Annotated in this window: 17 protein-coding genes; 11 read left to right on the forward strand and 6 right to left on the reverse strand. The window is 40.9% G+C overall.

Annotation, left to right across the window (positions count from 1 at the left end; translation table 11 throughout):
• Positions 1–12 precede the first annotated feature (12 nt).
• The 6 genes from gspL to ACJAZP_RS04530 all read left to right on the forward strand — a co-directional run bounded on the left by gspL (position 13) and on the right by ACJAZP_RS04530 (position 5,725).
• On the forward strand, positions 13–1,224 hold the full coding sequence (gspL, locus tag ACJAZP_RS04505; RefSeq protein ID WP_415229544.1) for a type II secretion system protein GspL: 1,212 nt from the start codon (positions 13–15) through the stop codon (positions 1,222–1,224).
• A 203-nt stretch (positions 1,225–1,427) separates the two neighbouring features.
• Complete coding sequence (locus ACJAZP_RS04510; protein ID WP_415229545.1) at positions 1,428–1,910, forward strand: type II secretion system protein M; 483 nt, start codon at positions 1,428–1,430, stop codon at positions 1,908–1,910.
• 37 nt (positions 1,911–1,947) lie between these two features.
• Complete coding sequence (locus ACJAZP_RS04515; RefSeq protein ID WP_415229546.1) at positions 1,948–2,700, forward strand: type II secretion system protein N; 753 nt, start codon at positions 1,948–1,950, stop codon at positions 2,698–2,700.
• A 129-nt stretch (positions 2,701–2,829) separates the two neighbouring features.
• Positions 2,830–3,459 (forward strand): transcriptional repressor LexA, encoded by a 630-nt coding sequence (lexA, locus tag ACJAZP_RS04520; protein ID WP_415229547.1) that lies wholly within the window; start codon positions 2,830–2,832, stop codon positions 3,457–3,459.
• Positions 3,460–3,553: 94 nt separating this feature from the next.
• Complete coding sequence (locus ACJAZP_RS04525) at positions 3,554–4,192, forward strand: SCO family protein (RefSeq protein ID WP_415229548.1); 639 nt, start codon at positions 3,554–3,556, stop codon at positions 4,190–4,192.
• Between the two features lie 180 nt (positions 4,193–4,372).
• Complete coding sequence (locus ACJAZP_RS04530) at positions 4,373–5,725, forward strand: MATE family efflux transporter (protein ID WP_415229549.1); 1,353 nt, start codon at positions 4,373–4,375, stop codon at positions 5,723–5,725.
• A gap of 101 nt (positions 5,726–5,826) precedes the next feature.
• On the opposite strand, the gene ACJAZP_RS04535 is transcribed toward ACJAZP_RS04530, so the two are convergent.
• Positions 5,827–6,309, reverse strand: coding sequence for a GNAT family N-acetyltransferase (locus ACJAZP_RS04535; RefSeq protein WP_415229550.1), 483 nt, complete (start codon positions 6,307–6,309; stop codon positions 5,827–5,829).
• A 130-nt stretch (positions 6,310–6,439) separates the two neighbouring features.
• On the opposite strand from ACJAZP_RS04535, the gene metA reads away from it, so the two are divergent.
• The 3 genes from metA (at position 6,440) to ACJAZP_RS04550 (ending at position 15,699) form a co-directional block, all read left to right on the forward strand.
• The gene (gene metA / locus ACJAZP_RS04540; RefSeq protein ID WP_415229551.1) at positions 6,440–7,357 is read left to right on the forward strand and encodes a homoserine O-succinyltransferase MetA; all 918 of its coding nucleotides are present in this window, start codon (positions 6,440–6,442) and stop codon (positions 7,355–7,357) included.
• 1,055 nt (positions 7,358–8,412) lie between these two features.
• Complete coding sequence (gene metH, locus ACJAZP_RS04545; protein WP_415229552.1) at positions 8,413–12,093, forward strand: methionine synthase; 3,681 nt, start codon at positions 8,413–8,415, stop codon at positions 12,091–12,093.
• 363 nt (positions 12,094–12,456) lie between these two features.
• Positions 12,457–15,699: an SNF2-related protein gene (locus ACJAZP_RS04550; RefSeq protein ID WP_415229553.1), complete on the forward strand. Its 3,243-nt coding sequence runs from the start codon at positions 12,457–12,459 to the stop codon at positions 15,697–15,699.
• Positions 15,700–15,772: 73 nt separating this feature from the next.
• Here ACJAZP_RS04550 and ACJAZP_RS04555 read toward each other — a convergent pair whose 3' ends face one another.
• The 3 genes from ACJAZP_RS04555 to ACJAZP_RS04565 all read right to left on the reverse strand — a co-directional run bounded on the left by ACJAZP_RS04555 (position 15,773) and on the right by ACJAZP_RS04565 (position 18,189).
• On the reverse strand, positions 15,773–16,873 hold the full coding sequence (locus ACJAZP_RS04555; RefSeq protein WP_415229554.1) for a YcbX family protein: 1,101 nt from the start codon (positions 16,871–16,873) through the stop codon (positions 15,773–15,775).
• A 38-nt stretch (positions 16,874–16,911) separates the two neighbouring features.
• On the reverse strand, positions 16,912–17,370 hold the full coding sequence (locus tag ACJAZP_RS04560) for a methylglyoxal synthase (RefSeq protein WP_415229555.1): 459 nt from the start codon (positions 17,368–17,370) through the stop codon (positions 16,912–16,914).
• A gap of 459 nt (positions 17,371–17,829) precedes the next feature.
• The gene (locus tag ACJAZP_RS04565) at positions 17,830–18,189 is read right to left on the reverse strand and encodes a YijD family membrane protein (protein WP_415229556.1); all 360 of its coding nucleotides are present in this window, start codon (positions 18,187–18,189) and stop codon (positions 17,830–17,832) included.
• A gap of 212 nt (positions 18,190–18,401) precedes the next feature.
• Between ACJAZP_RS04565 and sthA the strand changes: the two genes are divergently transcribed.
• Positions 18,402–19,832, forward strand: a complete 1,431-nt coding sequence (gene sthA / locus ACJAZP_RS04570) for a Si-specific NAD(P)(+) transhydrogenase (RefSeq protein ID WP_415229557.1) — start codon at positions 18,402–18,404, stop codon at positions 19,830–19,832.
• 81 nt (positions 19,833–19,913) lie between these two features.
• On the opposite strand, the gene nudE is transcribed toward sthA, so the two are convergent.
• Positions 19,914–20,471: an ADP compounds hydrolase NudE gene (nudE, locus tag ACJAZP_RS04575; protein ID WP_415229558.1), complete on the reverse strand. Its 558-nt coding sequence runs from the start codon at positions 20,469–20,471 to the stop codon at positions 19,914–19,916.
• 78 nt (positions 20,472–20,549) lie between these two features.
• Between nudE and yrfG the strand changes: the two genes are divergently transcribed.
• Entirely contained in the window at positions 20,550–21,206 is a 657-nt protein-coding gene (gene yrfG / locus ACJAZP_RS04580) for a GMP/IMP nucleotidase (RefSeq protein ID WP_415229559.1), read from the forward strand.
• Between the two features lie 94 nt (positions 21,207–21,300).
• Here yrfG and ACJAZP_RS04585 read toward each other — a convergent pair whose 3' ends face one another.
• Positions 21,301–23,865 carry a penicillin-binding protein 1A gene (locus ACJAZP_RS04585; RefSeq protein WP_415229665.1) on the reverse strand — a complete coding sequence of 855 codons (2,565 nt, stop codon included), beginning with the start codon at positions 23,863–23,865 and terminating at the stop codon, positions 21,301–21,303.
• Between the last annotated feature and the right edge of the window lie 109 nt (positions 23,866–23,974).

Raw genomic sequence — 23,974 nt, forward strand, 5'->3', positions numbered from 1 at the left:
TGGAGGTTCTTAGTGACTGAACGATTAGTTATTCGCTTAGCAAGCAGTGCATCACAAAAAAATTATTGGCTGATATGGTCTGACAGTGAAAATGAAATTATTGCATCGGGTGAAGTGGATAATGCCGAGCAGTTGAGCACGCTGACAGAAAAAGCATTGCAACGACGAGTCATCTGTTTATTACCGGGAGTCGATGTCTGTATCAAAAAAGTGGTCATTAAAGGCGCTTTTAATCGTCAAATGCAGCAGGCTTTGCCTTATTTAGTTGAAGAAGAGTTAGCCTCTGATGTGGAAAAACTGCATTTTAACGTCATTGCCAAAGAGACTCATTCTGTCCATGTGGCTATTTGTGATAAACAACAAATGCATCACTGGCTTGAATGGTTAGAAAATGCACAAGTTCAGTGTAAACAGTTTATTCCGGAGGGGTTAACTTTACCTCTGTCTGAGTCCGGACCTTGGCAGGCGGTGCAGCTTGGAGAGCAGTGGTTAATAAGAGAAACTGCGGATATCACCTGGAGTTGCGATGTCTCTATGCTCAATACAATTTTAACGAGCAAGTTAACAAATTTAGCAGATGGAGTTTCTGCACCCCGAATAGAAAGTTACAGCCCGATTATTGAAAACGCCGTGGGTCAGTGGTCTGCTCATGATGCTATTTTACCGATGGAGTTGTTAGCGGTAGGAACTAAAAACAATACCGTTAATATGCTGACGGGTGAATTTAAACCCGCAAAAGCGGCTAACCCGTATATTAAAAAATGGCGAGTGCCGGCCATTGTTGGCGCTATACTGTTTACCGTATCTGTGATCAATATTTATAGCAAAACCTTACAGGTTCAGGCCGAAACTGAGTTGATCCAGCAGCAGGTTGAAACTATTTATAGTCAAGCCTTCCCTGGGGAAAGTAAATTAAAATATGCACGGATCCGTCACAAGCTTGAAGTAATGCAAAAACAACTTCAAGGGAGCAGTCGGGAGTTTGATTTTTTAACTGTTCTGAATGACCTTTCACCTGCGCTGACATCTCTCAAAAAATTTCAAATTAACAGTTTGAAATTTGACAGTAAAAAACAACAGCTGCAGCTAGCACTCACCGCGCCGAGTTTTCAATCCTTTGAAACGTTTACAACGGATCTGCCTGAGCATTTAAGCGCAGAGCAAGGCGCGTTAAATAACAGTAAGACGGGCGTTAGTGGAGTACTAACGATAACGCAAAAATAATGGTTGAGTATTTTAATTTTTGCTCGGAAAGTATGAGTGAAGTACTTATGATAAGGAAAAAATAATGGTTGAGCGTTTTAACTTTTGTTGGGAAAGTATGAGTGATGTACTTATGATAAGGGATAAATAATGGTTGAGCGTTTTAACTTTTGTTGGGAAAATATGATTGACGCTAATGGCGTATTTATAATAAGGAAAAAATAATGGTTGAGCGTTTTAACTCTTGGTGGGAAAGTATTAGTGAAAAAGAGCAGCAATTGTCATTAGTTGCCGCTTTTCTGCTATTGATCGCCATTATTTACTGGGGTATATGGCAGCCGTTGTCTACCGGGCTGGAGCACAGTCAAAATCAATTGCAACGAAGCCAGCAAATATTATTCTCCACCAAGCAACGCGCAACCCTGTTAGTTAGCGCTGGAGTAGGGCAACAGTCTGCTGTTAGTCAAAACCAGAATGTAACTCAGATAGTCAATATAAGCGCACGACAAAAGGGCATCATTTTCTCGCGTATTATCAACCGTAATGAGCAAGTTGAAGTGCAGATCAGTGATGTTGAATTTGATCTTTTCATTAACTGGTTGTCTGAGTTAAGCGCCCAATACTCAATGTCAGTTATCAATGCGGATATATCACCAGCAGGCACAGAAGGTTATATTAAAGTCAATCGTCTCTCCCTTGGGTATTAAATAATGCCTTTAACTCTGCTAAAGAGATCCTATCTTCATGAAAATTAAGTTTATTGTATTATTTGTATCTTTGTATCTGCTCGCGTTGCTGGTCACCTTACCTGCCACTGCATTATTGCGTTTTATTCCTCAAAGTTCGGGGCTCCAAATCAGTGGTGTTTCCGGCTCCGCATGGCAGGGCCAAGCTGCGCTTATATCCTATAACAAAAAAATCAATCTGCAGCGGCTCTCATGGGATGTTGACTGGTTTGCATTGACTGCTCTGCAGATTAAACTGGATGTTAAATTTAATAATGGTCAGAATGCCATGTCAGGTAAAGGGTCGGTTAAATTAGGTTTTGCCGGGCTAATGATTGAAAACATGCTGCTTGATATGAGCGCCCAGGAACTGCTCTCCTATGCAGATTTACCCGTTCCTGTTGATGCCTCTGGCGATGTTAGCCTGGTAGTAAAAGAGGCTTCACAGGGGGATCCCTATTGCGATACATTGGATGGTGTTTTGGTTTGGAAAAATGCACAGGTCAACAGTGACCTTGGTAAAATAGATTTGAACACGGTGAACATTGATTTGAGTTGTGATAATGGAGATGCAGTGGCTATTTTACAACAGCAATCAGATCAGCTAAGCAGCAACATTAACGCCTTATTAGAACAAGGTGGAGCGTACAAGCTGGATGGAACTGTAAAAGGCACTAATAAGCTTGCTCCTGAGATAAATCAGGCCCTCTCATATTTGGGTCCAAAAAATGCCTCTGGTGCTACTGTAGTTCGCTTTAATGGTCGTTTGTAGGGGTAATAAAAGAACGAAAAAATTATTTTTCATGGATTGACTGAAAAATATAGTTTGTAACTAGATTAACTTTATGTATGAATATACACTGTTCATAATTACAGTTGAATTTAGCGTGGAGATTAAATAATGAAAGAGCTAACCAAGCGTCAAAATGAAGTGTTGGATGTGATCAAAGAGCAAATATCCAAGACGGGAATGCCGCCGACCCGGGTTGAATTAGCCAAGATTCTTGGTTTTCGAAGCGCTAATGCGGCAGAAGAGCATCTTAAAGCCTTAGCACGTAAAGGTGCGATTGAAATTTTAGCCGGGACATCTCGTGGAATTCGCCTTCTGGGTGAGCATCAACATAATGAAAAAGTACAGGAAGAAGGGTTACCTCTTATTGGTCAAGTCGCTGCAGGTGAGCCTATTTTAGCTGAGCAGCATATTGAAGCATTCTATGACGTTGATCCTGCTTTATTTCACCCCAGTGCCGATTTTTTACTGCGTGTACAGGGTGAGAGCATGAAAGATATCGGTATTATGGATGGTGATCTTCTGGCTGTACATAAAACCCAAGATATCAAAAATGGGCAAGTTGTCGTCGCCCGCGTTGAAGATGATGTTACCGTAAAACGTTTTTATCGGGAAGGTCGTCAGGTAATTTTAAAAGCAGAAAATAATCACTTTGATCCGATTAAAATAGACCTGGCATATCAATCTTTTGATATCGAAGGCATAGCCGTTGGTGTCATTCGAACAGCTGACTGGATGTAAAACGGACTGTTTTATTAACAATCGCCTGTTTTATTAATAATCGTCTAATAGTCTGAGTGGATAAAATTTATTTTTAATATAATGGATTATAAAAATGAAAAAAATATTACTATTTATAGTGCCATTGTTTCTTTTATCCTTTTTATTATTAGGTCGAGCACAGTTTCACGATGACTTAACTAAGAATGAATCTCTGATTTTGTTTAAGGAGGGGAAAAGTTTAACCGACTTTTCCTTCGATTTGGCAGGCGGTGAGCATTTTACTAATCAAGATTTACAAGGGAAATGGACCCTTTTTTTTATTGGTTACACTTTTTGTCCTGATATCTGTCCGACGACCTTAGCGCATCTTGATAGTGTTTACCCGACATTAACAGCAGCACCCTATAACGACATACAAATTGTATTTGTCTCCGTTGATCCAAATCGTGATAAAGCGGATCAGTTAGCGGAATATGTGCATTATTTCAATTCTGAATTTATTGGTGTAACCAGTACCCATAAACAGTTATGGCCTTTTGTACAAAATTTAGGATTGATCTATAGCATTGTCGATCAGGGAGTGGCTGAGCCCTATTATTTGGTGGACCACAGCGCTTCAATCGTGTTAATTAACCCCAAAGGTGAGCATCACGCCTCTTTTCAAGCGACAATAAATGCAGAGGGTATTTTTAATGTGGAGATGGACTTAATGGTTGAAAATATCCATCAAATTTATAAAAAATGGCACTAAAGCCACTGCGCTAAGTGAGTCGTTTACTCAGCTAGACCCCTATTACTGAAGATGCCTGACGCTTTAAGTTATTTGGCTCTGTAATTAATTTTCCCCGTATGATTTTAATCAAAAAGATGCGGATTAATCACTGTCCTGACCTGTGCATCTGTTTATGTTTGCCATTGAGTATTTTTTGCCATGATAAAATCCTCCCTTTTAAATTTATCTACCCATCAAAAAATCTTCGCCATTGCCTTTCCAATGATGATTTCAAATATTAGCGTGCCATTGCTTGGCCTTGTTGATACCGCAGTGATTGGGCATATGCCGGAGTCATATTATTTAGCGGGTGTCGCCGTGGGTTCGATGATTGTGACGCTTATTTTCTGGATGCTAGGTTTCTTAAGAATGTCGACCACAGGATTAGTTGCACAGGCTTACGGGGAGGGAGATCATCAGCAAATTATTCGTTTGTTATTACAAGCTATATTGGTCGCTTTGTTGTTAGCAGTTGCCATTTTATTGTTACAAAAACCCTTGATACTGCTCGCATTAAACTTTATTGAGGGCAGTGAAAAAGTGCATTTTTATGCACAGTTGTATTTTAATGTCCGTATTTGGAGCGCGCCGGCGGCATTGATTAATATGGTGCTATTAGGTTGGTTACTGGGTATGCAAAATGCGAAAGTGCCGATGTTTTTACTGATTATTAGCAATGCCGTCAATATTGGTTTAGACGTATTATTTGTAGTTTTTTTAGATTGGGGGGTTGCAGGAGTGGCCTGGGCGTCTGTCGCCGCCGATTACCTTTCTTTATTGTTCGGTTTATTACTGGTTAAGAAACTTCTTAAACCTTTCTATAAGCCGGGGGATTTTCTTCGATTAGGTAAACAACTTACTGATTTAAATTCTCTTAAAAAATTTATTTTATTGAATCGTGATATTTTTATCCGCACATTATGTATACAAGTCACCTTTGCATTTATGACCATGCAGGGAGTTAAACTGGGCGATGCTATTGTTTCTGCAAATTTGGTTTTAATGCATTTTTTATTGCTTATCTCTTTTTCCATGGATGGACTTGCCTACGCAGCCGAAGCGCTCGTCGGCAAAAATAGCGGCACCGGTTGTCTAATCAAATTAAAAGAAAGCGTTTATGTGACTTTGTTTTGGTCGGTTATTTTTAGTTTATTGCAGCTGCTGTTATTTTACCTTTACGGGCAGTGGATTATTGCGCAGATAACATCAATAGAAAGTGTGCGTGTAGAGGCGCTTAGTTATTTACCCTGGTTAATCATTATTCCGATAACCTCAGTATTAGGTTTTATTTTTGATGGTATTTTTATCGGTATGACGCGGGCCAAAGAGATGCGCAACAGCCTGCTTTTTTCACTTTTTCTAGTCTATTTCCCGGTCTGGTTGGTGTTTTCAGAACAGGGTAACCACGCATTATGGATAGCAATGAATGCTTTTATGCTTGCCCGCGGATTAAGCCTTGTTTGGATTTATAGGCGGCTCAGTAAAAAAGGGCAACTAATACCAAAAAAATAATTAAGTGATTATATGCTAAAATAGTTAATGTTTTTTAGCATTATTCGCTAGCCCCTATTAGTTTCTATTCAATCACAGTGAGCAACGATAAAATGTGTAATCTACGCTAAAGATTTAGTCCAAAACATGGCACTGCCAAATTCCGGATCCAGTATATAATCAGAGTAACCCAATTTGCTGTAGGCATTTTTTGCAATAGTATTACCTTCTAAGACCTCAAGAGTGATTTTACAGCAATCACGAAGCCTGGCGATTTCCTCTATTTTTTTAAATAATAATGATGTCAGGCCCTGCCCGCGAAAATCTTGATAGACAACAAGATCGTGAATATTAAAGAGAGGTTTACAAGCAAAGGTAGAAAATCCCTCTATTGCAGTTAACAGCGCGGCGGGTTTATTACCTGAAAATATTAAGACAATAAAAATATCATTACGCTTTGAGAGCATTGGAATAAGATTTTTTTTCGCAAAAACTGAAAGATCCTGACCTCCTCCCATGGGGTCTAAGGCGTAGTGCGACATCAAGTGCAGATAAGCCTGTGCGTGTTCAGTCTGTGATAAATCAGCTTGTACAATATTTAACATTACGATCCCTTGAATAAAAATAGGTTGTCGAGCGATAATATCATTTACAGGAATTTTTTAGGAGTCTTAATGAAATTAGTGTTAGACTTCTAGAAGTCCAAATAAAAATATAATGTGGGGTTTTAAAATTATGCCAATTCGTATTTCCGATGATCTGCCTGCTGCTGATATTTTAAGGTCAGAAAATATTTTCACTATGTCTGAAACGCGCGCGAGTCTTCAAAATATTCGTCCTTTGCGTGTTTTGATCCTTAATTTGATGCCCAAAAAAATTGAAACGGAAACACAAATAATGCGTTTGTTATCTAACACGCCATTACAAGTGAATGTTGAATTAATACGCGTAGATGCCCGCGCATCACGTAATACACCGAAAGAGCATTTAGATAAATTTTACAGTGATTTCGACAGAGTTAAAAATCAAAAGTGGGACGGTTTTGTTATTACCGGAGCACCTCTGGGACAAATACCCTTTGAAGATGTTTACTATTGGGACAAATTTATAGAAATTGTTGAATGGTCACGCCACAATGTCACCTCAACACTTTTCTTGTGCTGGGCTGCGCAGGCTGCGCTAACCTATTTATATGGTTTAAAGAAAGAAACCCGCGGCGATAAACTTTCGGGTATCTATTTACACCGTACCCACCATCATCACCACCCTTTAGTGCGTGGATTTGATGATGAATTTTGGGCTCCATTATCACGTTTTGCTGAATTTAATTCAGAGGTGGTATCTGAAAACAGTGATTTAACTATTTTTGCCGATGCACCCAATGCAGGTATTTATTTGGCTGCCAGCCCGGATTGCCGTCAGGTTTATATTACCGGCCATCCTGAATATGATGCGGGAACATTAAATAATGAGTATATACGCGATTTGGAAGAGGGTTTAACGCCTAAACAGCCGGTGAATTATTATCCCGATAATGATCCCGATAAAACACCGCGGGCAATATGGCGAAGTCATGGAAATCTGTTATACAGTAACTGGTTAAACTATTGTGTATACCAAGTGACTCCCTATGACCTGGCGGATTTAATATAAAAATCAATAAAAAGTTATTTTTGTAAAGCTTTGGTCATTTTCGTGGTTTTTAATGGCGCTACCTATAATCACTTCTACACTTTAAATGTTAGCGATAGAAATTGTTATGCAGCTGACAGTAAGTAGAAGTAAATAAATCACTAAATAAACTATATAATAGAAAACAGAAAAAATAGTTGTTAGTCAGAATCTGGTAAGTAGGCTCAGCGAATTTTCAATATAGATTTTCGTTGATATCCTTAAGCTAACATGGAGGGTTGTTTATACTTAGTACCAGTTTTTAGTGAGGCTATCACTCAAAAAAGAGTTAGAAGTCGTAACTCGTAGACCCGAAGGGTAGAGGATAGACCTTTTTATTTTGAAATTGAAAATAAGAAACTGGTTTTGGTTGGATCACTAACATGGAGGGACTACATATTATTATTTCGTATCAGCTTTTTAAAAACAGTAATAGAATTTAGGAGTCAGCTATTTTAAGCTACTCATTGCCTGTTTGGCGTTACTATTGCTGTTTTTTATCTCGTGATAGTCGATCATAGGTTAAGTACAGATTTTTTGTTGTTTTTGTATTTTACGTTTGGACTTTTTCTTAATACCGTTTAAAAAACATTTATTATTATGTGTTTATTAGGTGGTAGTTTTAAGGCTGGAAAATAGTACAGTAAAAAATAACAACTGAAGAATCCGTTTTATTTATTATGATGGCATTAAAATTGTTAAAAGTTAAGTAAAAAGCGAGCTACTAATTAGTTCGCTTTTTTTGTATCTGATATTTATTTTAACGTTTCTCTACCCAGCTGATTATACCAATCTACCTATTTATAGCGGTTTTCCATCACTTCACAGTCAGAGCTGTTCAAAATAGCTCCACAGAATGTTGTGTCATCAGCATGCGCGGCGACCGCAATCAATGCTGCGCTTTCTCCTGCTCAAATTTTTTTCATTATTTTCAACAGAAAATTTCAATCAAAGAGCAGCTTTGTTGGGTAAGTTTGACCGAATTTCATGCTAATATTCTCCCCTATTATTTACTGCATTAAATATCAGGAAACCCTATGGCCGTTAACGATCGAAGCGCACTTATTAAGGCGCAACTAGAAAAGCATATCCTTCTTATTGATGGGGGCATGGGAACCATGATTCAGGCGTATAAGTTTGAAGAAGAGGATTACCGTGGTGAACGTTTTTCTGACTGGACCTGTGACGTAAAGGGTAACAATGATCTGTTGGTTTTATCTCAACCTCAAGTCATTGCCGATATTCATCGTGAATATTTAGATGCCGGGGCAGATATTCTTGAAACTAATACCTTTAATGCAACTACTATTGCCATGGCTGATTATCAAATGCAGTCGTTATCAGCAGAAATAAACCGCGAAGCCGCTCGTTTAGCGCGTCAAGTAGCCGATCAAAAAAGCGCAGAAACTCCGGATCGCCCGCGTTTTGTTGCCGGTGTATTAGGCCCGACAAACCGCACCTGTTCAATCTCTCCGGATGTCAACGATCCTGCCTTTCGAAATGTAACCTTTGATGAGTTAGTTGAGGCGTACAGCGAATCAACTCATGCGTTAATTGAAGGCGGCTCTGATCTGATTTTAATTGAGACTATTTTTGATACGCTCAATGCAAAGGCGGCGGCTTTTGCGGTAAGTGGTGTTTTTGATGAGCTTGGTTACAAATTACCGGTGATGATCTCCGGTACCATAACCGATGCCTCCGGACGAACGCTATCGGGACAAACCACCGAAGCCTTTTATAACTCATTGCGCCATATTGAGCCGCTCTCATTTGGCCTGAACTGTGCGCTTGGACCCGAGGAACTGCGCCAATATGTGCAGGAGATATCGCGGATTTCAGAAACCTATGTTTCAGCACACCCGAATGCGGGTTTACCTAATGCTTTTGGTGAATACGATTTAGAAGCCGATGAAATGGCCGTGCATATTAAAGAATGGGCAGAAAGCGGCTTTCTAAATTTAGTCGGCGGCTGTTGCGGCACCACGCCCGCGCATATTAAAGCCATGGCTGATGCTGTTGCCGGCGTAAAACCGCGCGTCCTGCCTGAGCTTGAAATTGCCTGCCGATTAAGCGGATTAGAAGCATTAACCATCCGTAAAGATTCGCTCTTTCAAAATGTGGGCGAGCGTACTAATGTAACCGGTTCAGCCCGCTTTAAGCGCTTAGTCATGGACGAGTTATATGATCAGGCACTGGAGGTGGCGCTGCATCAAGTGACAGCGGGCGCCAATATTATCGATATTAATATGGATGAAGCGATGCTTGATTCATTGTATGCGATGAAACGTTTTCTTAATTTATGCGCCTCTGAGCCGGATATTTCCAGAGTGCCGATTATGATCGACTCTTCGAAATGGGAAATTTTAGAAGAGGGCATGAAATGTGTACAGGGTAAAGGAATTGTTAACTCGATCAGTATGAAAGAGGGCGTGGATAATTTTATTGCTCAGGCTAAGTTAATTCGCCGTTATGGTTTTGCCGTGATTGTGATGGCTTTTGATGAAGACGGGCAAGCCGATACACGCGCCCGTAAATTTGATATTTGTCAACGCTCCTACGATATTCTGGTCAATCAGGTGGGTTTCCCGCCGGAAGATATTATTTTTGACCCTAATATTTTTGCCGTGGCCACGGGCATTTCCGATCATAACAATTATGCCGTTGATTTTATTGAAGCGGTTAAAGACATTAAAGATAATCTGCCCCATGTGATGATCTCAGGTGGAGTGTCTAACGTTTCTTTCTCCTTTCGTGGTAATAATCCGGTGCGTGAGGCGATTCATGCTGTGTTTCTCTATTACTGTATCCAAAATGGTATGGATATGGGCATTGTCAATGCGGCGCAATTGGCGATTTATGATGACATCCCTGCAGATTTAAAAGAGGCGGTTGAAGCGGTTGTCTTAAATAAGAGCCCTGATGCAACGGATAATTTACTGGATCTGGCCGAAAAATACCGGGATTCCGGCGGTGAAAAAGTGGATGACGGCAAGGCATTGGAGTGGCGCAACCTGCCCGTCAATGAACGTATTGCCCATTCTTTAGTGAAAGGTATTACCGAGTTTATTGTGGAAGATACGGAACAAGCGCGCGCCAATGCTGAAATGCCCATCGACGTCATTGAAGGGCCGTTAATGGATGGTATGAATATCGTTGGCGATCTCTTTGGTGAAGGAAAAATGTTTTTACCGCAAGTGGTTAAGTCGGCGCGGGTTATGAAACAGGCAGTGGCTTATCTCAACCCCTACATTGAAGCCACTAAAGCGGTTGGTGCAACCAACGGTAAAATCGTTATGGCCACGGTTAAAGGGGATGTGCACGATATTGGTAAAAATATTGTCGGTGTTATTCTGCAGTGTAATAATTATGAAATTATCGATCTTGGAGTGATGGTGCCAACTGAAAAAATCATTAAAACGGCCATCGCAGAAAAGGCGGATCTGATTGGTTTATCTGGCCTAATTACGCCATCGCTAGATGAGATGGTCTATGTTGCCAAGGAGATGCAGCGCCAGGGATTGAAGCTGCCGTTATTAATCGGTGGTGCAACCACCTCTAAAGCTCATACCGCAGTGAAAATAGAGCAGAATTACGATCAACCCGTGGTCTATGTCTCTAATGCATCGCGTGCAGTCGGGGTTTGTCAGAAATTATTAAACCCTGTCAATAAACCGGACTTTGTTAAAAAACTGGATGAAGATTATGTTCGGGTACGTGAGCAATATGCCAATAAACGTCCACGCAGCGCACCGGTTTCACTGCAGAGAGCGCGTGCTAACGCCGCTAAAATTGATTGGGCTAATTACCAGCCACCCGTACCAAATCAACTGGGCGTGCAGGTCATTAAAAAGATGTCGATTAGCACCTTACGTGAATATATAGACTGGACTCCCTTCTTTATGACATGGGGGCTGGCGGGCAAGTACCCGAGAATTCTTGAGGATGAAGTTGTTGGAGTAGAGGCGACGCGTCTATTTACAGAAGCACAAACAATGCTCGATACCGTTGAAGCACAGGGCGAAATATCAGCCAGCGGTATGGTCGGCATTTTCCCGGCGAACAGTGTCGGTGATGATATTGAAATTTACACGGATGAATCGCGCACTGAAGTATTACAGGTGAGTCATCATCTGCGTCAGCAAAGTGAGAAAAAACCGCCCTTCGTCAATCACTGTCTGGCTGATTATATTGCGCCTAAATCATCGGCTATTGCCGATTATATCGGTGCATTTGCGGTAACGGGAGGTATTGGTGAAAAACAAGTGGCCGAGCGCTATAAAGCCAATCTTGATGATTACAATGCGATTCTGGTGCAATCCGTTTGTGACCGTTTAGCCGAGGCCTTTGCCGAATATCTGCATCAGAAAACTCGCAAAGAGTATTGGGGATTTGCCGCGAATGAAAGCTTAACGAAGGATGATCTGATTCGTGAAAAATACCAGGGGATTCGTCCGGCACCGGGTTATGCTGCTTGTCCTGAGCATACAGAAAAGCAAGTTATTTGGGATCTGATGAATGTTGAGGAGCAGATCGATATGCAGTTAACCAGCAGTTATGCAATGTCTCCGGGGGCTGCGGTTTCCGGCTGGATTTTCTCGCATCCCGCAAGCCGTTATTTTGCCGTTGCACAAATTCAGCAGGATCAGCTAGAGGATTATGCCAAGCGTAAAGATTGGGATTTGTTGACGGCGGAAAGATGGTTAGGCCCTAATTTATAATATTATAAATTGATCGTGTTAAAAATAAATTTAAAGAGTGCCTTTTGAGGCGCTCTTTTTTTATTTGCCGCTAAAAAATAATGTTCGTCTTACTCTGTCAGCGCATTGTTATCCGATTTTGTTGTTTATCTGTAGATCTGCGGTGCTTATTACAATCTATATAATTTCAAAGTACGCAGCAAAAATAAATGCCGACAGAGTGTTGGTGAGTAATCACTTCGGGTGGATTGTTCTAATAACAGCTCCATTTTTTCAAATATGGCTTATTCTAAGGTTATTTTTTCTGCTTAGTCGTAATAAATCTTTATTTATGGTCTCGCGACCTCTATCATTAATGATCCATTTTTTCAGTTGGTTAATCAAATGCCCAAGATCACTCCGCAAGACATTTCCACTAGTTTCGGCCGAAATATTATCGACCGTGGAACGCGCTACTTTAAAGAAAGTCGGGTGTTATCTTGTGAATATGATGAGCAAAAAAATCAACTCAATGGCAGTGTTAAAGGATCGTCAGAAACCCCTTACCAAACCAGTGCTTCGATTAAAGAGTCTAATAAAGGTGGATTTATTATCCACAGTACTTGTAGCTGCCCTGTCGGTTGGAACTGTAAACACGCCGTGGCTTTGCTGCTTGCTTATCAGGCGGACACGCCCAATTATAATATTGAGAATAGTTACCAAACCTGGTTTGAACTATTACAAAGTCAACTTTCTAAAAAGAAATCTACGACCACTTCAAGTGCTTATCAGGGGTATTTCCGCCTCTCGTTTAATAAAAGTACGTACAACCATTCCTTGCGTTATTTGCAGGTGGAATATGGCTCAGTACGTTTTCTAAAAAGTGAACATACCAATGTATTTGCAGCAAAAGATCTTATTTCTGTTGTCGAAAATGAATCTTGGATGGAAAGTTATAAGTGGGTAAAAGAAGACGACGTCACTATTTTACAACTTTTATTAGCCAAAGAAGGGCGTGTACCTAAGCTTGAAAAAACCTCCATGTACACCGAAAATGACCTGCTTGCATTGCATAAAATATTGGCAACCGGGCGTTGTTTCTGGCATGACTTAAATCTGCCTTTACAGCCTGCTGAGAAAAAACCGATACAACTTCAATGGGCTGATGAGGATGATTTAAAACAATTACAGGTGGGCCTTGAGAGTATAGATAACTGGTTGTTAATTCCGACGCCCACGCCTTTTTATCTTGATACGGATCGCGGCTTAATTGGTGAAATTGAAAGTGTCTTTGATAGTGGTTGGATTTTATCGTTGTTAAAAACACCACCACTGGGTGAAAAGCAATGTGTGCATTTCACCGAACAGGTATCGCTGCGTTTTCCTCAGGCTGTTTTACCCAATCCTATGGTTTATCAAACGCGTGAAATTAGCGATGAGTTACAGGTTATATTGAGTCTTAATGAAAAAGAGATCAAAGGACAAAAGTTGTTTGTCGCCCGTTTGTATTTTCGTTACGGTGAACTTGAATTAAATCCGGGCATAGTTGATGAACCGGAGCGTGCACAATTTATGTGCAACAATAATATTGTCACTATTGTCAGGGATCTTAATCAGGAACGTTTAGCACTTAAAAACTTTGAACAACTGTGCCTGTTGGATCTGTTTATGTACGATCCCAAGCAGCCTGAAACCGAACAGCTAGTGGGTATTTTACCGCCGGAGTTAGGTGGCTCTCAGGAGTTTCAGTGGTTATCATTATTAACCGCTCATAAAGCTCGCCTGGAGGTCATGGGGTGGCACTTTGAAATTTCTTCTAATCTGGTCTTGCTCAGCGATCAGGTTAATAGCATTGATATTGAAGTTGAAGAGCAGGGTCAATGGTTTGATCTCGGCGTATCTATTGAAATTGAAGGTAAACGTATTGAGTTATTACCGCTGTTATTGGAATGGTTGCGTAATAATGAAGACTGGCAACAGCACCGCTTTGATATTTTATTAGCCCAGCCAAACGGGCGCCCACTGCGTATTAAACGTGAATCTATTCAACCTATTTTATCGATATTGCAGGAGCTGGGTGAGGTCAATAATGACAATATTCATCTGCCGCAAAGCCAAGCTGCTTTATTGGCTCAATTACCGGAAATAAACCGTTGGGTTGGAGGCTCGCACGTTAAGGCTTTAGCTGAAAAACTGAGCCATTTCAAAGGAATTCAAGAAGTTACATTACCTGAAGGTCTCGATGCAACCCTAAGAGATTATCAACATGCGGGATTAAATTGGCTGGTATTTTTAAATGAGTATGGTTTTTCAGGCGTGCTGGCCGATGATATGGGCTTGGGTAAAACCATTCAAACATTGGCCTATTTACTGTATAAAAAACAGCATCAGCAATTAGTTCAGCCGGCTTTGGTTATCTGCCCGACTTCATTGGTGGGTAACTGGTTAAATGAAACGACCAAGTTTACCCCCGACTTAAAAGTGCTGGTATTACATGGCGCCGACAGGCATAAGCATTTTGAGGAAGTGCCTGATTATGATTTAGTGATCACCACTTATCCATTAGTTGGTCGGGATTTTACTCAGCTGGAAGCATTTCAATTCTCAGATTTAATCCTTGATGAAGCGCAAACCATTAAAAATCCTTTGGCAAAAATGACCAAAAGTATTAAACGCCTGAATGCAAAACAGCGTTTATGTTTAACGGGCACGCCAATGGAAAATCATTTAGGCGAATTATGGTCACTGTTTGATTTCTTAATGCCGGGATTTTTGGGCAGCTATGCGACTTTTAATCGTTTTTATCGTAAAGGAATTGAAGGCGAAGGAAATGAACAGGTGCAGTCTTGGTTAATACAAAAAACCCACCCTTTTTTATTACGCCGGACCAAAGATGAGGTTGCCAAAGAGCTGCCTGCTAAAACTGAAATTATCCAGAATATAGTCCTACCTAATGATCAGCGTACCTTATATGAAAGCATCCGTGTCACCATGGAGGAAAAGGTCCGTGACTTGCTTAAAGAAAAAGGTCTGGCAAGAAGCCGTATAGAGTTTTTAGATGCGCTGCTTAAACTGCGCCAAGCCTGTTGTGATCCGCGCTTAGTGAAGCTTGAACATGCACAAAGTATCAAAAGTTCAGCTAAACTCGACTATTTGATGACAGTTTTACCCGGTATGATTGAAGAGGGTAGACGCATTCTGATCTTTTCTCAGTTTGCACAAATGTTAGGTTTGATTGAGCAATCACTGCTGGCGGCCGAAATTGATTTTGTTAAGTTAACCGGACAGACGCGTAATCGCAGCGAAGTGATTGATAAATTCCAAAATGGCAATGTACCCATTTTTCTTATCTCTTTAAAAGCAGGCGGAGTCGGGCTTAACCTGACCGCTGCGGATACGGTTATTCATTATGATCCCTGGTGGAACCCCGCTGTTGAAAATCAAGCGACGGATCGTGCTTATCGAATTGGTCAGGATAAGCCCGTCTTTGTGTATAAGTTAATTTGTGAGCATACCGTTGAAGAGCGAGTTCTTGCATTGCAAACGCGTAAGCAAAAGCTCGCCGATAGCGTTTATGGCAGCGAACAGGAGGAAAAATTTGTACCTGATAATAGCGATACTTTATTGAAGCTATTTGAACGTTACTGAGCCCTTGTTTAAAGAGCAGTGTTTAAAGGGCCTTTTTTAAAAGGCTCTTTTTTATTTTCTTTATCTGAGATTATTAATGATTGATACTAATATCCGAGAGGGGAATACAACTGCAGGCAAGAATATAACCTTGCTCAATTTCTAAATCAGTTAATCCTTCATCATTGAGTACCTTCACTTCACCTTCGACTAATTTCACCTTGCAACAGCCGCATTGCCCAGCCCGACAGGAATACGGAATGTCGATACCTGCTTGTTCCGCCTGATCCAATAACAGTTGCTGATTATCGCCCTGAGCGGTCACGTTTGAGCCTTGATAATGTATTGCCAAGGTCTGCTTATTGCTTTCCAGTTGATCATCCTGAGCGCTATAAAATCGGGCTCCCTGGGCACTGATCACTTGTACCTCGTCACCAGCTCGAATCAAACCTTCATTAAGGGGAATTAAATTTTGCCCAAAGTCGATATTTCCATGGGAATAACGAAATTTCGATAATGTCAGTAAAGGTTCACTTTTATCGGCAATACCAGTTTTAGGATCTACATTAGTAAATATACAACGGGAGCAGGGTTTGCTGACTGCAAATTCGACTTCGCCAATCTTAATTCGCGACCAGCTGTCTTCAATAAAAGGGAAATCACCTTTGATCACAATATTAGGTCTAAAATGTAACGCGCTTACTGGCGTTGCTAAGCGCGCATTTAGTTGATCCACTGATGTTTGGTTAATCAACAATAACGGGTAACCATCGGCAAAGGAAACCGGCATGTTTGTATTTTTGACCAGGCGTTGAGTCTCTTTTGCGAAAAATACCAGCTGACATTTTTTCTGCAAAAAGGCTGAAAACCATTGATCATAATCACTATGGCAATGTACTGCGTTAACATTATCAGACCACAGCTGCGCGTTTTTAGTTTGCTGGCTAAAGTGCGCAGGATCAATGGTTAATGAGGGCATATTGGGTGCGTTGACTATTAATATCTGTTTTGAAAACTGTACTTCTATTTGGGTGAGCTGCGGATAACTCCGACCGGTGATAAATTGACCCTGTTCGTCAATCAGCATATAACGACGATCAAATTTCAAGCCTTTTTTTTCAACTTTTGCAGCCGGCTGGTTAATCGCTTTGACTGATTTAATGGGATAAATATAAATATCTGTAAGTGTTTGCAAGTTAAAAGCCTTTTTTAAGCAGGTACTATAATCAGGTCCTATTCGGTACGTTCTGCCATGTAACCGAGGTAATCAGGAATACGTGTAGTGTAACTTTGGCCGATATGTAATGAATCGATAATAAAGTCAGCGGTAGAGATATTGGTGGCGACGGGGATATTCCACACTGCAGAGATGCGTAATAATGCTTTCACATCGGGATCATGCGGCACCGCATTCATAGGATCCCAAAAGAAAATTAACAGATCAATTTCGCCTTCCGCTATTTTTGCGCCCAGTTGCAGATCACCCCCCATTGGCCCTGAGAGCAAACACTCAATGGGCAAACCTAATTTACTCGCTAATAAGCTGCCAGTGGTACCCGTTGCATAGAGCTGGTGCTCTTTTAATACATTGAGGCGCCTTTGTGACCAGTTTAATAGTTCCGTTTTCATATGATCGTGTGCAACCAGTGCGATCCGCTTATGTTTAGGTAACTCGCGTGTTATATATTGCATTTTTTTCCTTTAAAATAGTCTTGCGAGGTTAAATCTATTGCTTTGCACATCTCATGGAGCAGTTATTTCAAATAAATCTGTTTAAATACGCTGTGTTTAAAGACTCGCGAAACAGTGCAATGATGAAATTTTAAGCTATTGTAGCGCAGTGCAGGCTTGCTAGCCAGTTAAGACAGGGGATGTTCATTCGCAGTGCCTGCATTTAATTAACCTGCCGCTAAGCAGGTTAATTATGTTAGGGAGTGATCGTAAAAAAGAGGAAATTAATACCAAAATAACTAAAAAAATGAGCACCTTTGCTGGTTAAAATTATCCCTAAGCGTTGTGAGTTTTGAAGTGAGAACATCTATCTCCTGCAACTCTCGCTTTGTTAGTGCTAATTTTTCCTTCGCAATACTTGATCACTTCATTAATTACTTTGGTATAACTTGGCTAATACGCTCTTTATTATAATAAAGGTTAAGCTGAATAGCGTTTGTCACCAAACATGAGTTTATAGATTAACCAGATAGCCAAAATCAGAGTTAATGAGACTGAAAACAGGTTGGATCCCCACTCCGGGTATTGTGTGCCAAGAAAAGCAGAGTAAGAAAATATACCCAGAAAAAATGTTCCCCAAGCCGGACGAATACTAATTTCATTATCAGCTTCTTTAATATAAATACCATAAAAATGATTCACAGAAAAGAACAGAGTAAAAAAGGCAAAAGGGGAAAACGGAATGGCTTGCTTGGTCAACATAGAATAGCAGGCACTTAGTGAAAGCCCTACAACGTATGTGTAAGCTAACCATTTTAATGAAATAGTCGGTTGATTCATAGAGTATTTCCTCCAATAGATTGTAATATTAATATTAAAAATAGCATGATAAATCACTTAAATCCTCTTTTTATTCGTCATTTATTCATCACTAAAAATGAATATATTATTTAACTATTGTATGGCGCACGGTTTGTTATTGGAATGTGTGACAAGTGGTGGTAATTTGTTAATATAATTTGTTTTTCGCTCATCGGATCCCGAGGTCTATCATGTCCACAGTAAAAGATACTAAAGTTAAATCTACACACTATCATTACGATGCCATTGTTATTGGCAGCGGACCGGGTGGAGAAGGGGCTGCAATGAAGCTTGCTAAGGGAGGGTTACGCGTTGCGATTGTCGAAAAATATAAAGATATCGGCGGAGGCTGTACCCATTGGGGAACCATTCCTTCTAAAGCATTGCGCCACAGCGTTAGCCAACTTATTGAATTAAAGAACAACCCGTTATTTCTTAATAATTATCCTCAAAATAAAACATTTACCTTTAAAGATGTTTTGTCTCATACCCAGAGCGTGATTGCTAAACAGGTTTCCATGCGAAGTGGTTTTTATAACCGTAACAATTGCAGCATCTATTTTGGCGGCGCTACCTTTGTCGATAAACACACTGTTTTAATTACCAAAAGTGATGGCACAGCAGAAACTATCACTGCCAAAGATATTATTATTGCCACGGGATCGCGGCCTTATCGCCCTGAAAATATTGACTTTACCGCGGCTAATATTTACGACAGTGATACTATTCTTGCTTTAGATCACCATCCGCAACACATTGTAATTTACGGGGCAGGGGTTGTGGGTTGTGAATACGCTTCTATCTTCAGAGGATTAGGAGTCAAAACAGACTTAATTAATACTCGGGATCGTTTGTTATCATTTCTCGATGCGGAAATGTCCGATGCACTCTCCTATCATTTTAGAAATTCAGGCATGATCCTGCGTCATGATGAAGAATATGAAAAGGTTGAAAATACAGCGCAAGGCGTGGTGCTGCACTTTAAGTCAGGTAAAAAGATGAAAGCCGACTGTCTGTTATATGCCAATGGACGTACCGGTAACACTGACAAATTAACGCTAGAGAATGTGGCTCTCAAACCCGATGCTCGAGGGCAGCTCAAGGTCAACGAACACTATCAAACTGAGGTAGATAATATTTATGCGATTGGGGATGTCATTGGTTATCCAAGCCTCGCCAGTGCCGCTTATGATCAGGGCAGGATTGCGGCACACTTTATATTAACCCGGGAAGGTAAGAAAAAACTGATAAAAGATATTCCAACGGGTATTTATACTATTCCTGAAATTAGCTCAGTGGGTAGAACTGAACAGATGTTAACCCAGCAAAAAATACCCTATGAGGTAGGCCGTGCACGCTTTAAAGATTTAGCACGCTCACAAATATTAGGCTCAGAGGTGGGCAGTTTAAAGATACTCTTTCACCGCGAAACCAAGGAGATATTAGGGATCCATTGTTTTGGCGAGCGGGCAGCAGAAATTATCCATATCGGGCAAGCGATCATGGAGCAAACAGGGAAAGCGAATACCATTGAGTATTTTGTTAAGACGACCTTTAACTATCCGACCATGGCAGAAGCTTATCGTGTGGCAGCTTTAAATGGTCTAAATAGATTGTTTTAGTTTTTTGTTATAGCTTCTTGTAATAATGACTATTTTCTAACCCATAAATAAACATTATTTATGGGTTTTTTATGCTGATAATCAGGTTTTGTTAAGCGCTTTTAAGGTCAATAATAACGCGGATATTCCTCGAGCCTCCTGAAAGTCATCCCTGGCTAATAATTCATCCACTTTATTTAAGGGCCATTTGATCACTTCTAATGGCTCAGGTTCGTCACCCTCAAGTTTTTCGGGGTAAAGATCAAATGCCATAAACAGAGTCATCTCACTGCTGAAATAACTGGGTGCCATGGTTACTTTTTTAAGTTTTTGTAGTCTGTTGGTCCCAAAACCTATCTCTTCCTTTAATTCTCTATTCGCTGCCTGTTCCGGGGTTTCGCCTGAATCGATAAGCCCTTTTGGAAAACCTAATTCATAGGAATGCGTGCCTGCAGCATATTCTCTGATCAGTATCAGCGTCTCGGCATCATAAAATGGCACAATCAGTACCGCGCCCTTATGATAACCCTGCATACGTTCGAACTCTCGCTGCTGTCCATTACTAAATTTGAGCTGCAGCGCTTCAATTTTAAAAAATCGGCTACTCGCAACCAGACTGCGCTTGAGGATTTGCGGTAATACCGGTGATGATTGACTCATATAAACTCTCTTTAGCCAACGAATAAGATGTTATCTTACAAGTAACAGCGAATTAATTACAACTTATTGAGGTATTTTATGCATCTTGCTCGAGAGATCGATACAGTCTTACTGGACATGGATGGAACATTGCTTGATTTGCATTATGACAACCATTTCTGGATGGAGCATGTCCCCAGTCAATATGCGCATAAAGCGGATATTTCATTAGCACAAGCACAGCACTATATGTCCGCCCAGTATGCCAAGGTAGCGGGGAGTTTAGATTGGTACTGTTATGATTACTGGAGTGCTACCTTAGGCTTGGATATCCATCAATTACAGCATCAAACAAAGCATAAAATTCAATTACGCAGTGATACTCTGTGGTTTTTGGAATACCTTAAAAAGTCAAATAAACGGGTTATTATGTTAACTAATGCTCATCGCAGTGGCATAGCATTAAAGATGCAGCAGTGTGATATTCGGCATTACTTTGACGCCATTGTTTCCAGCCATGATTATCGAGTAGCCAAGGAAAACCGGAATTTTTGGGAAATGGCAGCCGAGCAACACAGGATAGATTTTAAACAATCATTATTTATTGATGACAGTGAAAAAATACTGCAGGTTGCACAGCAAGTCGGGGTTGCTTATTTACGCGGTATTAAAACGCCTGATAGCGAAAAACCGGCCCAGGAGATGCAGTTTTTCAAGGGTATCAAACTCTTTTCTGAACTGTTAATCGAGCAATAACAACAAGGTAGAGGAAAGGGGTGGGATGATCTGGGGGGTAAATTCTGCCGGAAAAACCGGTAGCGCTGCTACCGGTTTTTATTTTTAATATCTATTAGAACAGTTCATCGGCAGTAGTTGGTGCATTGTCGGGTATGTCCTGGTTGCCCTCTGTTGATGATTTTTCATTGAAAAAAGTTCTTCGATCCACATATTCTGTAGGAACAGAATCTGCGCGGAAATACTCAAAAAAAGTGGTGAAATCCGTCTGGTAAGTGAGCAGTCCCGATTTTCGGTCGATCCGTACGGTCGAAATCTGGCTGGGTGTATCTATTGTGACTACTGGGTTTGATAAAGCCGTATCCTGCATAAATTCTATCCAGGCAGGTTGGGCAGTTTTCGCTCCAAACTCAGACCCGTAGGATTGATCTTTGTCAAGATTATTATTGTAGCTGGTTCTGCCTAAATCAAGATTAAAGTCATCAAATCCAACCCATGACGTGACTACCCTATTACCTGCAAAACCGGAAAACCAAGCATCTTTTGAACCGTTGGTGGTGCCTGTTTTGCCACCCATATCATGGCGTTTCAAAATACGCCCAGCCCGCCAACCGGTACCATTCCAACCACTTTTATGCTGCCAGCTGCCGCCTCCCCAGATCGCCGTTGTTAATAATTCACGGGTTAAAAAAGCGGTTTCAGCGTTAATGACCGCCGGCGCGATTTGCTCTGCACTTACGGGTGAGATAGGGCAAACCTGCGCACCTTCATCAAGCTCGGTTTGTGGCGAGATAGTTTGTTGAATATTTTCCTGTTGTGCATAAAGTTCAGCACAATCAGAGCAGACAATTTTAGGATTTGCCTGATAAATGACACTGCCATAGGCATTCTCAATACGTTCGACCAGATAGGGCTCTATCTTAAACCCGCCGTTGGCAATAATGGCATAACCTGTCGCGAGCTTTAAGGGCGAAATAGAGGCCGAGCCTAAAGCGATAGTATTGTTTTGAGGCAGATTCTCTCTATCAAAACCATATTTCTCCAGCTGTCTGGTTATTTTTGTTAATCCGAGATCCTGTACCAAACGAACGGATATGACGTTTTTAGATTGTCCGAGCGCTTGACGCAGGCGAATCGGGCCGGCATAAACCTCCGGTGAGTTTTTTGGTCTCCAGGCTGTACTTCCCGTCCACTCATTAATGGGTGCATCATTCACCAAAGTGGCTAGCGTATAACCATTATCCAGTGCTGCCGAATAAATAAACGGCTTGATATTGGAGCCTACTTGACGCTGCGCTTGTGTCACTCGATTAAATTTACTCTGTTCAAAACTAAAACCGCCCACCATAGAAGTAATAGCACCATCCTGTGGATTGAGAGAAACAAATGCCCCACTGACGGCGGGATATTGAGATAACTCTAATTGTTGTGCAACTTCACGGACCCAGATTTGTTGGCCTACGGCGACAATGTCAGAGGCTTTTTTAGGCTCATTTCCTTGTCTGGAATTGCTGATAAAAGGTCTGGCCCATTTTAAGCCATCCCAATCGATCTGTTGTAACTGACCCTGGCTATTCTTAGTGATAACTTTAATTGCCTGTGCCGCAACCTCTACGACTACAGCAGGAGACAGATCGGCAGAGTCAGGAGTTTGTCTTAAAGTTGAAATGATCGCCTCGTTACTCCAACTTTTTTCCGGTGCTTGCCATAACACTTTGCTCGCACCCCGGTAACCGTGACGTTTATCATAATCATGCAAGTTATTAAGTGTCGCTTTGTTAGCGGCTTGCTGATCGATTTTATTGATCGTGGTATAAACATTAAAACCATCGTTGTAACTGCGTTCGGATCCGTAGAGTTCAATTAATTTATTACGCGCGATTTCTGCCACATAATGGGCTGATAGTGTTATCTCAGCGCCATGGTATGTCGCCGTAATAGGGCTTGCTTTTGCCGTTTCGTATTGCTCCTGAGTGATGTAGTTTTCGGATAACATACGTGATAAAACAACATTACGGCGCATCTCTGCATTTTTAGGCGAAGAAATCGGATTTAAATTCGAAGGTGCTTTTGGTAAACCCGCCAGAAGGGCCATTTCTGCTATGCTTAATTCTGAAACATCTTTGCCATAATAAACCTGAGCAGCTGCGCCAATACCGTATGCTCGCTGGCCCAAAGCAATTTTATTCAAATAGAGCATCATAATTTCATCTTTGCTTAATATTTGTTCGAGCTGAATAGCAATAAAAACCTCTTTAATTTTGCGGATGAAGGTTTTGTCTCGGGTTAAGAAGAAGTTACGTGCGACCTGTTGGGTAATCGTGCTGGCACCTTGCGTTGCTGAACCGGTTGAAGCCCATACGGTTGCTGCACGGATAATACCAATTGGATCGATTCCAAAATGTTGGTAAAATCGGCTGTCTTCGGTGGCGATAAAAGCATTAATAAGGGTCTTCGGAATATCTTCCTTAGTAAGAGGAATACGGCGTTTTTCCCCAAATTGAGAAAGCAGTTCACCATCAATACTGTACACTTTCATTGGCACTTGTAATTGAATATCGGTAATAGTGGCAACATCAGGTAAATCAGATTTTACGTGATAATAAATGGCGACTATGGATCCAATACCCACTAAGCCGATAATAATTGAAAATAATACCAGGCGTTTAATCCATTTCATCATTTATTCGTACCTTAGAATTTTTTTGCTATTAATTGATTTAAGTTGTAACTAGTTCACAATAGGAAATCATTATATAGTGATATTTGTGTAGTTAAAGAAGGAATTG

It is taken from the genome of Psychromonas sp., assembly GCF_047632955.1.
In the GTDB taxonomy this organism is placed as follows: domain Bacteria; phylum Pseudomonadota; class Gammaproteobacteria; order Enterobacterales; family Psychromonadaceae; genus Psychromonas.